The organism is Porphyromonas sp. HMSC065F10 (assembly GCF_001808555.1).
Taxonomy (GTDB): domain Bacteria; phylum Bacteroidota; class Bacteroidia; order Bacteroidales; family Porphyromonadaceae; genus Porphyromonas_A.
This window is the reverse complement of the sequence record NZ_KV793807.1, coordinates 21694-36157: the sequence shown is the minus strand read 5'-3', so window position 1 is coordinate 36157 and position 14464 is coordinate 21694. Positions and strand designations below refer to the sequence as shown.

Genomic DNA, 14464 nt, shown 5'->3' with positions numbered 1-14464 from the left:
TCTAGTGTTGCACTTCGATGTTGAACCTAGGCTCTCCTGTCGCCCGCACCCCTAAAGCTGCAGCTGCTCCGGTCCCTCACGCACAATGGTGTAGGGCTCCGACGTGCAGTCAATGATCGCCGACTCCTGCAGGCTGCCGATGCCGCCATCCACCACATGCTCCACCTTGTCGCCCCAGAGCTCGTTGATCAACTCGGGATTGAAGTCGTAGGCGATGTCCTCCAACTGCTGCGGCAGCTCCGGGAGGGAGAAGCCGGTAAGCGGTGCGCCACTGTAGCGTATCAGCGAGAGTACCAGTTCGTGGCGGGGGATGCGGATGCCGACCTCCTTACGGCCCTTGTAGATGCGGGGTAGGGCGCTACTCGTGGGGAGGATAAAGGTGAAGGGTCCGGGGGTATTCTGCTTCATCATGCGGAATGCCTCGTTATCCAGCTTGGCATACTCGCTCGCCTGCGAGAGGTCCTGACACATGATCGTGAAGTGACTCTGCTCCGGATTCACGCCCTTGATCTCGGCGAGCTGTCCGAGGGCAGAGATGCTGAGGGCATTGCAGCAGATGCTGTAGGCGGTGTCGGTCGGGATGATCAGCAGCTTGTCCGCCTGCAGTGACTGCGAAAGTTGCTTCAGCAGCACAGGCGAGGGGGTGCCATTGGTGTAGTATTTCAGTAACATATCATTGTCCTATAAGGAAGATTGCCGGTCTCTTGTGCCAGCTGGTCTCTCGTGAGAGGGCTTTTCGCCACTCGGAGATGGTCATCCGATGGATCTCCTCTTGGTCCGTGGTGAGGTCCACTGCCATACAGAGGGAGAGGTCGCTCGGCAGGAGCTCCACCAGCTCCCTCAGCAGTCGGTCGTTTCGGTAGGGTGCCTCGATGAATATCTGCGTCTCACCGACCCGACGGACCCGAGCGGCAGCCTCGCCTAAGGCCTGGCGCCGCTCCTTGCCGTCAAAGGGGAGATAGCCGTGGAAGGCAAAGGACTGACCGCTGAAGCCCGATGCCATCAGCGACAGGATGATGGAGGACGGCCCGACCAGCGGGACGACGTCAAAGCCTGCCCTGTGGCAGTCAGCGACGACGATGCTCCCGGGGTCGGCGACACAGGGACAGCCCGCCTCGCTCATAAATCCCACGTCCACGCCCTCACCGAGGAGCGTCATCACTCTCTCTCTCGGGTAGCTGTACCCCTTGTGCTTATCCACCTCGAGGAGAAGTAGGTCGTCCAGATCTTTCTCTGGGCAGAGTGCTCGGATACAGCGCCGAGCCGTCCGGGCACTCTCCACCACGAAGTGGCTCAGCCGGGAGACCAACTCGACATTTAGTGCGGGTTCGTATCGAGAGGTGTTGCTCTCGCCCAGCGAGACCGGTATGAGGTATAGCTTTCCTTTCATGTCGTCAGAAGTCTAAGAGCCGATTTTGCTCCCGTACCTCGCGAATCGAGTTTCTCTCCTGGAAGTGCCACCACTCCTTTCGGATCGGTCTCAGACCCACGCGATCCATCAGATGGAAGAGGTATTGCCTATTCTTCATCGCCTCTCTCGTGATAAGTCCCTGCTTGACTAAAGACGCTTCATTATTGATGTGGGCACGTATGCCGAAGTGGTCGACGGGGCTGCCCATGTCAAGTGGCTGACCGGACTCCTTGTCGTAGAGGCTCATGTCTACGGCGACCCCGTAATTATGCCGTCCTCCGCCCCGCTTACTGACCGGTGCGACGTAGACCTTGCTCGGGGTGTCCTTGACGAGATCCCACATCCGCTGCTGGACTGAGAGGGGGCGAGCTGCATCGTAGATGATGATCGAGTAGCGGTCTCCTCTCTCCTCCCGCAGTATCTGCTGGGCTCTCTCGATCTTGGCTGCGAAGTCAGGGGTCAGGTAGGCGGTGGCGAAGTCTTCGTAGACATCAGCCTGCATGAAGTTGTCGCTCCGAGAGTACATGAGGTCTACCATGATGGTGGAGTCCACCTCGGAAATGTCGACCAGTCCGTAGGCGCGCATTTTGACGTCCATCGAGCTCTGGGCCAGTCCCTCTGTCACAGAGAGGGCGAGAGCCAGACCGATAAGGCAGAGGAAGCACCGACGGATCACCCTCATAGCCATTAGCTATTCATCGATGCGAGGAACTCGACGTTGTCCACCGTCCCACGGATCTGCTTGAGGACAAACTCCATCGCCTCCTGAGTATTCATGTCGGCGAGCTGACGGCGGAGGATCCACATACGGCGACGCGTATCCTCACTCTGGAGCAGGTCGTCGCGACGAGTGCCGGAGGCATTGAGATCGATGGAGGGGAAGATGCGCTTGTCGGAGAGCTTGCGGTCGAGCTGCAGCTCCATATTGCCGGTGCCCTTGAACTCCTCAAAGATTACCTCGTCCATCTTGGATCCCGTATCGATCAGTGCGGTGGCAAGGATCGTCAGCGAGCCGCCGTGCTCAATATTGCGAGCTGCACCGAAGAAGCGCTTAGGCTTCTGAAGCGCATTGGCATCGACACCGCCGGAGAGTACCTTACCTGAGGCGGGCTGGACTGTATTGTAGGCGCGTGCGAGGCGGGTGATGGAGTCGAGGAGGATCACCACATCGTGTCCGCACTCTACTAGTCGCTTCGCCTTCTGAAGCACCAGCTCGGAGATCTTAACATGCTCCTCTGCCGGCTCGTCAAAGGTGGAGGCAATCACCTCTGCATCCACATTGCGACGCATATCGGTCACCTCCTCCGGTCGCTCGTCGATCAGGAGGACGATCATATATACCTCGGGGTGGTTGTGGGCAATGGCATTGGCCACATCCTTGAGCAGCATCGTCTTACCGGTCTTGGGCTGCGCCACGATCAGACCGCGCTGACCCTTACCGATCGGGGAGAAGAGGTCAAAGATGCGGGTCGCCGTCCGGTCGTAGACGTGAGCCGAGCTGGGGACCTCGAGCTTGAATTTCTCTGTAGGGAAGACCGGGAGCAGGTGGTCAAAGGGGACCCTGTCGCGGACCGCCTTGGGGTCACAGCCATTGAGGCGGATCAGCTTCTTCATAGGGAAGAACTTATCCTGGCTCTTCGGGGCGGAGATGACCGCCTCTACCACGTCTCCTGTCTTGAGACCATAGTTCTTGATCTGGCTTTGTGACACGTAGACATCGTCCGGGGAGGAGAGGTAATTGTAGTCTGCGGAGCGGATGAAGCCGTAGCCGTCAGGCAGCACCTCGAGCACTCCGGTGGCGGTAAGTGCGTCACCGAAGTCGTACGACCCCTGGACGACGGGGCGCTTCGGACTCTGGTTGCTCGGCTGATTTTTCATAGGCTCCTCTCTGCTCTCCGGCTCCTTAGATGCCTCCACAATCGGCTGATCGTGCTTTGCCGGAGCGGGCTCCCTGCGGGGATCGCTCTTCTTAGGCTCTGAGGATTTGCTACTCTGCTGAGAGGGTCGGGGGCTCGGGGTTAGCATGCCCATTAGGTCATCGAGGACGGTGTCAGTGGCATTCTTATTCACAAAGACCGTCTTCTTCTCCGTGGGAGTTTCCTTGGGCTCCTTCTCCTTGGCTGACTTGGAGTCCTCCTTCTTCGGCTGACTGTTCTTCTCCTTGTCCTTGGCGCTCTCGCTCTCCTGCTTGCTCTCTGCTTGGTTTTTCCGAGGGCGTCCGCGCTTCTTTTGGGTAGCGGGCTTGTCCTCCTTCTTTGCCTCCTTGGCGGGGTCGCTCTCCTCGGACTTCTTATTGTCCTTGGCGGTGGAGCGATTGTTTGCCGTGCTGCGAGTGCGCTTATTATTGTTGCTCTGGCGAGGAGTGGTCGAGTCGGTCTGACCCTTGGTCTTGGTGGCTACGTGGACCGCCTGGGCATCGAGTATGCCGTAGATGATCTCTCGTGTCTCGGCATCCGGACTGGTTTTTACCTTAAGATCAGCAGCCACTTTATTGAGGTCTTCTCTGCTTAGCTTGGAGAGCTCAGTGATGGTGTACATATAAATGGATTGGAATTAGTCTTTCTGTCCCTATCGGCTCATAAGGATGCGATGGTCGGGGGCTCTCACTGAAGTATGGAGACACACCCCCTTGGCGACTCCCCGATCGGGGTATAGAAGCATCGATCCGCTAGTCACTCAGTAGATCACGTCAGGTGGTGAGCGACGTGGATGTGACGATAGGGTAAAGAGTGATAATGAATGGTGCGCAGAGGCGGATTCGAACCACCGAAGGTGAAAACCAGCTGATTTACAGTCAGCCCCAGTTGGCCACTTTGGTATCTGCGCGTGAGAGAGGGTAGGGCAATGATGCGAGATCTCGGAGACCCCTTCCCTACAAGTGCAAAGTTAGATAAAAGCTTTCTATTGCACAACCGACCCTGCTGGTAGCTGTCTTGGGACTATCCTGTAGGTGACCGGAAACTATAGAGGTGAAAGGGCAGACGGCAAAAAGTTGGTACCTTTGACTTGAGATAGATAGTATCAATCACTTTTTACTCCCCTACATGCAAGGCAAGCTAATCATTTTCTCCGCCCCCAGCGGCTCGGGTAAGAGCACGATCATCAATAAGCTTATGAGCGAGTATGGCCTCCGGGGCCGCTTCTCCATCTCTGCCACCTCGCGCAAGCCGCGTGGCAGCGAGCAGGATGGCGTCGAGTACTACTTCCTCTCTGAGGAGGACTTCAGGAAGCGGATCGGGGAAGGGGACTTCCTGGAGTACGAGGAGGTCTATCCCGGATGTTTCTATGGGACGCTTCGGAGTGAGGTGGACCGGACGCTGGATCGGGGGGAGAATGTGATCCTCGACATCGACGTGCAGGGGGGACTTAATGTCAAGAAGATCTATGGCGACAGAGCGCTGACGCTCTTCATACAGCCCCCAAGCATTGAGCGCCTGCGGGAGCGCCTGGAGCGGAGGGGGACGGATGCCTCCGAGGTGATTGAGCGCCGACTCGCCAAGGCCGAGACGGAGCTCTCCTTTGCTCCAAAGTACGATGCGATCGTGGTGAATGACAACCTTGAGGAGGCGTGTCAGGCCGCAGCTCGCGTCGTCGAGGACTTCCTTACTGCTGACCTGTGACGGATGCGCGAGATACTCTTCTACCCCGGCTCCTATAGTCCCCTGCATATCGGTCATCTCTGCCTCGCCAATTACATCATCGAGCAGATGCGAGACCGCTTTGATGAGCTGTGGTTTTCGCTCACACCGAGCAACCCCTTCAAGGAGGACAACCTGCTGCTGCCGGATGACTTCAGGCGGCGCTGGGCGGAGAGTCTCCTGCGGGAGCACCCAAAGATCCGCCTAAGCCTCGATGAGTGGGAGCTGCCGCAGCCCAATTACACCCTCCGGACGATGCAGTACCTCCACGCGAAGTATCCGGACAGCCACTTCACCCTCCTGATGGGTCTTGACAGCCTGCTTTGGCTCCATAAGTGGTACCATAGCGATGAGCTGACACAGACGACGGACATACTGGTCTACCCGCGACCGGGATACCATCTGCCGGAGGACTTTGAGATGCCGGCGCGGACGCGAGTGATCGACGATGTGCCGACGTACGAGGTCTCCTCGACAGACATCAGAGAGCGTCTCGAGGAGGGAAAGGATCTTCCCTATCTCCTCGCCACCTCTATCGATGATCCACTCTACCGGGAGCTGCTGGAGCTGATCCACACCTCGGGGCATAGAAATGGGGCAGAGGCGTAAGCCTCACGACAAGGGACCTGCCCCACGGAGGAGCAGATAGTGGTCGATGAGGACCAGTGCCGTCATGGCATCAACGATCGGCAACACGCGGGGGAAGACCGAGCAGTCGTGGCGACCGGAGATAGTGAGATCGGTGGCGTGACCATCGGTGTCTACCGTAGACTGAGGGCGAGCAATGGAGGCAATGGGCTTGAAGGCAGTGCGGAAGCGGATTACTTCCCCATTGGAGATGCCGCCCTGGATACCTCCCGAGTGGTTGGTGGAGGTTCGGATTTCGCCCTTCTCATTAGTGACAAAAGGATCATTGGCCTCTCCCCCCCTCATCTCAGAGAGGGCAAAGCCGTCCCCGATCTCAAAGCCCTTAGCGGCATTGATACTCATCATTGCTGACGCAAGGTCGGCAGAGAGCTTATCGTAGAGCGGGTCTCCCCACCCGGCCGGCACGCCTCGCACTATGGTCGAGACCACCCCACCGAAGGAGTCGCCCTCGGTACGAGCCTGACGTACCAGTGCCTCCATCTGCTGCTCTGTAGCTGGGTCGGGACAGCCGTATTTGGAAGCCTCCACTTCGGCGCTGTCTACCTCATCCCTGTAGCTGCCCGGCAACCCCAAGCCTCCCAGCCGAGAGGTGTAGGAGACGATCTCCAGCCCCACCTCCTCCCGGAGGATCTGGCGGGCAATGGTTCCGCCCACCACGCGGACTGCTGTCTCGCGGGCTGATGCTCTGCCACCACCCCGCCAGTCTCGGATGCCGTACCTCTTGATATACGTATAGTCTGCGTGGGAGGGGCGATAGACGTCCCTGAGCCGGTCGTAGTCGGAACTTCGGTGCTGCTCATTGGGGATCAGAAAGGCGAGCGGCGTGCCGGTAGTGACCCCGTCCATGAGACCGGAGACGAAGTCGACCCGGTCACTCTCCCGCCGTGCGGTCGATCCCTCGGTGGCTCCTCCGCGCCTGCGGGCAAGCTGATGCGCCACCTCATCGCAGTCGACTCTGAGACCGGCAGGGCAGCCGTCGATGACCCCTCCGATACAGGGACCATGCGACTCGCCAAAGGTGGTAAGGCGAAAGAGCTTGCCGTGGGTATTCATACCGCTACTCCTTCTTGGCTGACGTGAAGATGTCTACCCTCGACCTGGGGATCCGAATGGCCACCCAGCGGCGTATCGTCTGCTCTCTCTCCTCGGAGAGCTTGCTTGAGGGCGTATAGATCCGGACAAGGAAAGTCGTATCCGGACTGATGACCTCGAGGGAGTCCTGATGGTAGGTGATCACGTCGCCAAACTCCAGCTGACTAACCTCCGGGAAGAGTGCCTTCATGTCGACGGCAAGTCGCTGCGACTCTTCACCGATGATGTCGTGCCGGGAGAGCAGCTTCTGGAGGGAGTCGATCTGGAAGTGCTGATAAGCAACGAGGTCGGCGGTGCCATGTCCGCCGTCGCCCCTGTAGACGTCGTTGAGGATTGAGGAGCGGAGTCTCTGTACGTTTTGCCGGTCGTAGTTTTGCTGGATCGTAAGGGCGGTCTTGCGGAGACCATAGCCGTCGAGCTTCGCATCCAGCACTTTCTCCTCCTCCTCAGTGATCTCCGAGCCGAGTACGTTCACAGTCATAAAGGTGGAGTCTCCCCGCTTGTAGGAGTCGTAGGAGAGGACATAGCGGTCATCACCGGTGATCTCAGAGCGGATGAAATTTCGCTCCGCCTGCTCCTTGACCGAGGTCTGTACCATCCGCCACGCCAGGTAAATACTGGGCAGGAGTGTGCAGATGACGATGACGGCAACGGCGCGATTGAGCAGTCGACCCCGCTTCTTATCAACATAGGTGACCCGAGGGTAATCAAGTGCTCGGACCGTGATATAGGTGGCGAGCCCGATAAAGACGGCATTGATGATGTAGAGGTAGAAGGCTCCGATGAAGTAGTGGAGGTTCATCGTTGCGATGCCGTATCCGGCCGTACAGAGCGGAGGCATGAGGGCGGTGGCGATAGCAACACCGGGTATCACATTCCCCTTATTTTTACTGGCACCTGCGATAATACCTGCCAGACCGCCGAAGGAGGCGATCAGCACATCGTAAAAGGTGGGCTGCGTGCGAGCGAGGAGCTCTGTCGTGGGGGCCTCTACCGGGGAGAGGAGGAAGTAGACTGTAGCGGTGATGATGCCGATGAGGGTCATCATACCGAGGTTCTTGAGACTACGCTTGACCAGCTTGAAGTCGGTGATCCCAAGCCCGAGACCGAAGCCGAGAATAGGACCCATGAGCGGGGAGATGAGCATCGCACCGATGATGACGGCGGTCGAGTTCATATTCAGTCCCAGCGACGCGATGAAGATCGCGCAGATCAGGATCCACATCTTCGGACCCTTAAAGTCGACATCGGCGGCAATCGACTCGATGGTCTTCAGCTCATTTTCCTTGTCGAGACCGAGGTCAAAGTACTCCTTGAGGAAGCCGATGAGACCTTCGTTCTTCTTGACTTGAGGCTCTTGCTTCTCCGCCTCTTCAGGAGTGGGATTGGATGGTTGGGTACTCATTTTCTACGATGACGTAATTGGGCAAAAACAGGAGTAAAGAGGTAGCCTGCGAGACCGATGTAGATCAGTAGGAGGAGCGTCCGTAGCACAAGCGTGAGCGCTACACTCTCGGGGTGGACCTGCATTCCACCGAAGTAGAAGAGCGCACCCAGCGCCAGGATCCCGAGATCCGTCCGTGTCCGGTAAGCTATCGGGTGGTGGCGCTGACCGAGGACGTAGGAGAGCAGGAGCATGACGAGATTGCAGCTGACGGCGGCCCAGGCACAGGCGATGAAGCCGTAGCGCGGGACGCCCAGCGTGATGATTGTAAGCGTGACGACTAGTCCGATCACGGCAAAGAGCGCCCCGTAGTAGGTCCGGTCGGTCACCTTGTACCACACCGAGAGGTTGTAGTAGATCCCAAAGAGGATCTCGCTGAACATCATCCACGGCACGATCACCAGCCCGGAGTAGTAGTCGGGACGGACGATGACCTTGAAGACATCGATCCAGTACATCACACCGACAAAGATCACTGAGGCGAAGAGGATGAAGTAGGTCATCGCCATCGTGTAGGCCTGACCGGCGTCTCGCGACTTCATTTTACTAAAGACGAAGGGGTCGTAAGCGAAGCGGAACGCCTGCAGGAACATCACCATGATGACCGAGATCTTGAGGTTTCCTCCAAAGATCCCGAGCGCCGTCATCCCCTCGCCGTGGTCGGCATAGAGGTAGGGGATCAGCACCTGACCGGCCATCTTATTGAAGTCCCCCGCCAGCCCGAGCAGCACCAGCGGACCGCAGTAGAGTGCCAGCTTGGGCAGGAGCTCCCGGTCAAAGCCCTTGATCCCGTACCGGAAGAGCGGCAGCATCATCAGTGCCTCGATACCGGAGGCGAGGAGGTTGGAGATGAAGATGTAGCCTACTCCCATGCCTGGTCGGTAGAGCCAGCCTGGGAGAGCGTACCCCGCCGCCTCGAGTCGCGGACAGACGATAAGGAAGAAGAGGTTGAAGAAGATATTGAGCCCGATGAAGAGGAACTTGTAGAAAGCAAAGCGCCAGGGCTTATGCTGATACCGAAGGTAGGCAAAGGGGAGCGACATCAGGGCATCCAGTGCCACGATGACGACAAACATCCCCACGTACTCCGGGTGAAAGGGGTACTTCAGGAAGTCCGCTATTGCCTGCGTCCGGGTGAGACCGATGAGGAGGAAGATCAGCACCGGGACCGACAGCACCTTGAGACAGGTTGCGTAGACCTGCTGCGGCTTATCGGAGGTATTGATGAAGCGGAAGAGTCCCGTCTCCAGCCCAAGCGTCAGTACCACGAGTATCACGCTGACCCAGGCGTAGAGATTGGTCACTATGCCATACTCTGCCGAGGTTGCCAGCACCCGGATGTAGAGGGGTGCCAGAAGCCAATTGAGAAACTTGCTGACGATATTCGTAAGGCCATAGACCACTGTGTCCTTGGCCAGACTCTTCATGCCACCGCTCTGTGCCATAAGTCTTTAGAGTAAGAGATCCTGCTCGTCCCAGAGCATCTGTCCCCGAGCCGGTGCCTGAGAGGGGCGGCCAAAGTGGGTGTAGGCCAGCGAGGTGACGACGCGCCCCCGTGGGGTCCTCTTCAGGAAGCCTTCCTTGATGAGGAAGGGCTCGTAGACATCCTCGACGGTGCCGGCATCCTCCCCGATAGAGGTGGCGATGGTCTCGACGCCCACCGGACCGCCCTCAAACTTGTCCATGATCGCCAAGAGGATCTTCCGGTCGATCTGATCCAGCCCGTACTCGTCGATATTGAGCGCCTCGAGGGCGTAGCACGCCACCTCGTGCGTCACCTTGCCGGTCCCCTTGACCTGAGCGAAGTCGCGCACTCGCCTCAGGAGCGCATTGGCCACACGTGGTGTGCAGCGACTGCGATTGGCGATCTCTGTCGCCGCACGCTCCTCGCACTCGATCCCCAGGATGCCGGCACTACGGAGGACGATCTCCCTCAGCATCTCCGCATCGTAGTACTCAAGGTGCATATTGATCCCAAAGCGGTCCCGCAGCGGAGCGGTAAGGAGACCGCTTCGTGTGGTGGCACCGATGAGGGTAAAGGGCTCAAGATCAAGGCGAATGCTCCTCGCCCCGGGACCCTTGTCGATCAGGATGTCAATCCGGTAGTCCTCCATGGCAGAGTAGAGGTACTCCTCCACCACGGGCGGCATGCGATGGATCTCATCGATGAAGAGCACCTCTCCCGGCTCGAGCGAGGTGAGCACACCGGCGAGGTCTCCCGGCTTGTCCAGCACCGGGCCGGAGGTGACCTTGATCCCCACACCGAGCTCATTGGCAATGATCTGCGAGAGGGTGGTCTTCCCCAATCCGGGTGGACCGTGGAGCAGGACGTGGTCAAGCGTCTCACCCCGCATCTTCGCCGCCTTGACAAAGACGCTGAGATTGCCCACCACATCGGGCTGGCCGGTGAAGTCCTCAAAGCGCTGTGGTCTCAGGAGCTTGTCGGGATCCTTCCGCCCATCCTCTGAGAGAGAGGTGGTCAGTGGATCACTCCCGAGCTCGACACCGCGTATGTCAAAGTCCTCCAGACCCTCTATCTTACGATCCTCGTCGCGCATGTCCTCCGATCTCCTCTATCAGTGTCTGCGACCTGATCGGTAACCGCCACGACCACCACCACGGTGTGAGTCGTAGCCTCCCCTACGATGATCATCCTGAGGCTGACCGGCCGGCTTATCAGCCAGCTCAAAGTCAAGGAACCTCTTCTGGAGATCGGCCCGTGCGACACGGATCTTGATCGTATCACCGAGGGCGTAGCGACGGCGGGTGTTGATCCCCACGAGTGCCATAGTCTTGTCATCGTACTCGTAGAAGTCATCGCTGAGGTCACGGATCGGCACCAGTCCCTCGCAGCCATTCTCCTTGATCTCCACAAAGATCCCGAAGTCCTTGACGCCACTGACCATGCCCTCAAACTCCTGCCCCAGTCGCTCCTGCATGTACTCGATCTGCTTGTACTTTACAGAGGAGCGCTCCGCATCGGCAGCCGTCTTCTCCATCTCAGAGTCGTGCTCACAGATGGCATCAAGATCGCTCCTGTCGGCACTCTTCCCAGTGGTCATATACTGCCACAGGAGGCGGTGGACCATCATATCAGGATGGCGGCGTATAGGGCTGGTAAAGTGGGTGTAAAACTCAAATCCAAGCCCGAAGTGACCAATGTTCTCTGTCTGGTAGACAGCCTTGGACATTGTGCGGATCGCAAGGATCTGGATCACATTCTCCTCCGGCTTCCCCTTGATCTCCTCGAGGAGCTTGTTGAGATTGTCGGAGATGGACTGGGCATCACCGGTGTAGACAAACTTGTACCCCAGCCGCCCTACGTACTCGGCAAAGTTCTGTAGCCGCTCCTCATCCGGTCTGTCGTGCACACGATAGATAAAGGGTGGGATCTTCTCGTCTCGCTCCTTAGCCAGCTTAGCAATGTGCTTGGCGACGGTGCGATTGGCAAGCAGCATATAGTCCTCGATCAGCCGATTCGCATCGGTATTCTCCTTGACATGGACGGAGATCGGCTTACCCTTCTCATCGAGGTCAAACACCAGCTCCTCCTGCTCAAACTCGATCGAGCCGTGCTCGAAGCGCTTCTTCCTCAGCGCCTTCGCTATTTCGTCCAGCCTGTGGACCGCCTCCTCCACCTCGGGCGTCACACCGGGCTGCCCATTGATCACCTCCAGCACCTCCTCGTACTTGAAGCGGTAGTCACTATGGATCACTGTGCGGGCGACATGGTAGTCGAGCACGGTGCCGAGGGGATTCATCCGGAAGATGCAGGAGAATGCGGGTCTGTCCACACCTGCGCGGAGAGAGCAGAGATCGTTGCAGAGTCGCTCCGGCAGCATCGGCACGGTGCGGTCGACCAAGTAGACACTGGTCGCACGCTGTGAGGCCTCCTCATTGATTGGGTCCTCGGGGGTGACGTAAGAGGTGACGTCGGCGATGTGGACACCTACCTCGTAGGTGCCGTCGCCGAGATCCTTGTAGGAGAGCGCATCATCGTAGTCCTTCGCCGACTCCGGGTCGCAGGTAAAGGTGAGTCGGTCACGGTAGTCCTCTCTCTTATACTTAGGGTCGTATGCCATCTGCTCATCGAGGTCATTGGCGTACTGCTCCAGATTTTCCGGATAGGAGTAGGGCAGGCCATACTCTGCCAGTATCGCATGCATCTCAGTGTCGTTGCTCCCCGGCTCTCCGAGGCGTGAGATTACCTCCCCGACAGGGTTCTTGGCATGGTCCGGCCACTCCAGCACATGGACCAGTACCTTCTCGCCATCCTGAGCGCCATTGAGGTTGCGATCCGGGATCAGGATGTCATTGTCCAGCTTACGGCTGTCCGTGATGAGGAAGTTATAGCCGTGGCTGATCGACATGACGCCGACGAAATTGGTCACCACCCGCTCCAGTATCTCGATCACCTCACCCTCAATCTCCTGTCCCGGACGCAGAGCCAGCAGCTGCACCATTACCTTGTCGCCATCAAAGGCGTGAGCAGAGTTTCGCTCCGCCACGCGGATCGGGTCGCTCCCATCCTCGGGGAAGAAGAAATTGTGTCCCTTGCCCGCCTTGCGGCGGAAGGATCCGACCAGCTTCGTATTTTTTGTCCTGTAGATATACTCGTCACTGGCGGCACCTGCCTGGATGAGCTTCTCGCGCATCAGCTGATCAAGCACCTCGCTGACCATCTGCTTCTCCGAGCCATCCTCAGCACCGACCGTCTTGCAGATCTCACCGACAGATACACAGACATTGGCATGGCTGGTGAAGTAGTCGATGACATCCCTTCTGTAGCGTGAGAATCCCCGCTCTTTCTTACTCGGCTTGTAGGACGACTCCCTAAATGCCTGACTACTCTTATCTTTTCTTGACTTAAATTTCTTACCCATTGATTTTTCTGTGTATCATTAGTGACCGACAAAGTTACCCAAATTTCCCCACCTCCTGCTTTCCTCTCGCCCGATCCTCCGGGGGTTGGCTGAGCTGCGCCTGACCGGTGTCTATGTGGATGAAATCTAATACCGATATTAGACTTCTCTAATATCGGTATTAGTGTCACCTAATATCGGTATTAGATAAGCCCCTCCAAAAAAGCCGGAGAGTGCGAAAGGAACTTTCGCACTCTCCGGCTGATCAAAGTGGTCCCAAACGGGCTTGAAGAGTCGTGGACTCCTTGGTTAGGGAGTATAGACTGAGACAATCATTACTTGCTCTATAGGGGTTGCTTATCTGCTTGCGTGGCATGTTACTGCGGGGTGCTGTCTGACTTACGGAAAATCTTCCGGGTAGTCTGTAGCCACAGCACTCTCTCCCCATTCTCATGGACCCTGTATTGACGATTTGTTGTCCAATAATCACCCTCGTAGTCGTACTCATACTCATAGTAGGCATATTCGGTCGGGAGCCATAGCGCATCCTGATGTCCCCATCTCTCGCTTATCCTGTCTCCCTGAGAGTTGTACTCGTAAACCACGTTGGAACAGAATTTTCCCTCAGAAAAATTGCGCTCAGAGACTATGCGACCGTAATCGTCGTACTCAATATGTGTTCTCCAGCACCCATCAAACGTTTCTGCCGGGAGGTCTTTATAATTATGAGCGATATGTCGTACATCATTACGGCTCTCTCCAGAGTCCCATACTGCCATTTCCTCAATACACTTGTTGCCAAGGTATTTGAAAACTTTTTTGGTGTAATCTGAGTAGACAAAACTATCTACGAGTAGGCTATTACCGGTATAATAGTATTCTTGCCAATATGTATCATACGCAACAAGGGCCAGTCGACCGAGGTCGTCAATAAGGTAGACCGTCTTTGATTTCTGATTGTAGTCATACCTAGATGTGTCGACGACAGTAGATACCTCCTCGACCATATAGACATCATCAGGTAGTCTGTTGTCCTCCCTCCAGCTTCTAACGCTTGAGGTTGAATTACAACTATATGCGAGCAGGAGGATGGATGTGGCTGTAAGTATTCTCTTTATCATATGTTACTTTAGTCAGTACGTATTGCCTTGGCAATGGAGAGCTGTCGGATAGGGTCCCCAAGCACTTTACTAGTTGCCTTTCCTTCCAGATCCGAGTTGGCCGAGCTGCAATTGTAGTACTTATCTCCGTCCTCATCCGTGGAGATGTAAGTTGCTTAGTCATACGTTGTCCGTCATCAGTGAGGATCCTTACTATGGAAATAGCTTCCATTTTGCACGACCATATCACCGGTTGTTGTTATTGGGTC

The 14464-nt window shown here is 57.0% G+C and carries 12 protein-coding genes and 1 tRNA gene; 2 read left to right on the top strand and 11 right to left on the bottom strand.

The window, feature by feature from the left end; genetic code table 11:
• Window positions 1-51 precede the first annotated feature (51 nt).
• The 5 genes from HMPREF2890_RS08385 to HMPREF2890_RS08365 form a co-directional block, all read right to left on the bottom strand.
• Complete coding sequence (locus tag HMPREF2890_RS08385) at window positions 52-672, bottom strand: L-threonylcarbamoyladenylate synthase (RefSeq protein WP_070467580.1); 621 nt, start codon at window positions 670-672, stop codon at window positions 52-54.
• Between the two features lies 1 nt (window position 673).
• On the bottom strand, window positions 674-1390 hold the full coding sequence (locus HMPREF2890_RS08380; protein WP_070467578.1) for an SAM-dependent methyltransferase: 717 nt from the start codon (window positions 1388-1390) through the stop codon (window positions 674-676).
• A gap of 4 nt (window positions 1391-1394) precedes the next feature.
• Window positions 1395-2093 (bottom strand): M15 family metallopeptidase, encoded by a 699-nt coding sequence (locus HMPREF2890_RS08375; protein ID WP_070467590.1) that lies wholly within the window; start codon window positions 2091-2093, stop codon window positions 1395-1397.
• A gap of 5 nt (window positions 2094-2098) precedes the next feature.
• Window positions 2099-3949, bottom strand: coding sequence for a transcription termination factor Rho (gene rho / locus HMPREF2890_RS08370; protein WP_070467576.1), 1851 nt, complete (start codon window positions 3947-3949; stop codon window positions 2099-2101).
• A gap of 202 nt (window positions 3950-4151) precedes the next feature.
• Window positions 4152-4237: transfer RNA gene (locus HMPREF2890_RS08365), tRNA-Tyr, on the bottom strand.
• A 218-nt stretch (window positions 4238-4455) separates the two neighbouring features.
• Between HMPREF2890_RS08365 and gmk the strand changes: the two genes are divergently transcribed.
• Together gmk and nadD are read left to right on the top strand one after the other, a co-directional pair.
• Window positions 4456-5031 carry a guanylate kinase gene (gene gmk / locus HMPREF2890_RS08360; RefSeq protein WP_070467573.1) on the top strand — a complete coding sequence of 192 codons (576 nt, stop codon included), beginning with the start codon at window positions 4456-4458 and terminating at the stop codon, window positions 5029-5031.
• Window positions 5032-5034: 3 nt separating this feature from the next.
• A complete protein-coding gene (gene nadD / locus HMPREF2890_RS08355) occupies window positions 5035-5658 on the top strand; it encodes a nicotinate (nicotinamide) nucleotide adenylyltransferase (RefSeq protein ID WP_070467572.1) in 624 nt (207 codons plus the stop codon).
• A 3-nt stretch (window positions 5659-5661) separates the two neighbouring features.
• Here nadD and aroC read toward each other — a convergent pair whose 3' ends face one another.
• The 6 genes from aroC to HMPREF2890_RS08325 form a co-directional block, all read right to left on the bottom strand.
• Window positions 5662-6750, bottom strand: a complete 1089-nt coding sequence (aroC, locus tag HMPREF2890_RS08350) for a chorismate synthase (RefSeq protein ID WP_070467570.1) — start codon at window positions 6748-6750, stop codon at window positions 5662-5664.
• A 4-nt stretch (window positions 6751-6754) separates the two neighbouring features.
• A complete protein-coding gene (locus HMPREF2890_RS08345; RefSeq protein ID WP_083289912.1) occupies window positions 6755-8194 on the bottom strand; it encodes a TIGR00341 family protein in 1440 nt (479 codons plus the stop codon).
• Window positions 8191-9678 (bottom strand): lipopolysaccharide biosynthesis protein, encoded by a 1488-nt coding sequence (locus HMPREF2890_RS08340; protein ID WP_070467567.1) that lies wholly within the window; start codon window positions 9676-9678, stop codon window positions 8191-8193. Before HMPREF2890_RS08340 ends, HMPREF2890_RS08345 begins: the two co-directional genes overlap by 4 nt.
• Window positions 9679-9684: 6 nt before the next feature.
• Window positions 9685-10791 (bottom strand): Holliday junction branch migration DNA helicase RuvB, encoded by a 1107-nt coding sequence (ruvB, locus tag HMPREF2890_RS08335; RefSeq protein WP_246825400.1) that lies wholly within the window; start codon window positions 10789-10791, stop codon window positions 9685-9687.
• An 18-nt stretch (window positions 10792-10809) separates the two neighbouring features.
• Window positions 10810-13116, bottom strand: a complete 2307-nt coding sequence (rnr, locus tag HMPREF2890_RS08330) for a ribonuclease R (RefSeq protein ID WP_070467564.1) — start codon at window positions 13114-13116, stop codon at window positions 10810-10812.
• 356 nt (window positions 13117-13472) lie between these two features.
• The gene (locus HMPREF2890_RS08325; RefSeq protein ID WP_148130733.1) at window positions 13473-14216 is read right to left on the bottom strand and encodes a hypothetical protein; all 744 of its coding nucleotides are present in this window, start codon (window positions 14214-14216) and stop codon (window positions 13473-13475) included.
• Between the last annotated feature and the right edge of the window lie 248 nt (window positions 14217-14464).

Bases quoted from the DNA above. Each gene is read 5' to 3' on its own strand.
- HMPREF2890_RS08385 (WP_070467580.1), bottom strand. From the start codon at position 672: ATGTTACTGAAATACTACACCAATGGCACCCCCTCGCCTGTGCTGCTG.
- HMPREF2890_RS08380 (WP_070467578.1), bottom strand. From the start codon at position 1,390: ATGAAAGGAAAGCTATACCTCATACCGGTCTCGCTGGGCGAGAGCAAC.
- HMPREF2890_RS08375 (WP_070467590.1), bottom strand. From the start codon at position 2,093: ATGAGGGTGATCCGTCGGTGCTTCCTCTGCCTTATCGGTCTGGCTCTC.
- rho (WP_070467576.1), bottom strand. From the start codon at position 3,949: ATGTACACCATCACTGAGCTCTCCAAGCTAAGCAGAGAAGACCTCAAT.
- gmk (WP_070467573.1), top strand. From the start codon at position 4,456: ATGCAAGGCAAGCTAATCATTTTCTCCGCCCCCAGCGGCTCGGGTAAG.
- nadD (WP_070467572.1), top strand. From the start codon at position 5,035: ATGCGCGAGATACTCTTCTACCCCGGCTCCTATAGTCCCCTGCATATC.
- aroC (WP_070467570.1), bottom strand. From the start codon at position 6,750: ATGAATACCCACGGCAAGCTCTTTCGCCTTACCACCTTTGGCGAGTCG.
- HMPREF2890_RS08345 (WP_083289912.1), bottom strand. From the start codon at position 8,194: ATGAGTACCCAACCATCCAATCCCACTCCTGAAGAGGCGGAGAAGCAA.
- HMPREF2890_RS08340 (WP_070467567.1), bottom strand. From the start codon at position 9,678: ATGGCACAGAGCGGTGGCATGAAGAGTCTGGCCAAGGACACAGTGGTC.
- ruvB (WP_246825400.1), bottom strand. From the start codon at position 10,791: ATGCGCGACGAGGATCGTAAGATAGAGGGTCTGGAGGACTTTGACATA.
- rnr (WP_070467564.1), bottom strand. From the start codon at position 13,116: ATGGGTAAGAAATTTAAGTCAAGAAAAGATAAGAGTAGTCAGGCATTT.
- HMPREF2890_RS08325 (WP_148130733.1), bottom strand. From the start codon at position 14,216: ATGATAAAGAGAATACTTACAGCCACATCCATCCTCCTGCTCGCATAT.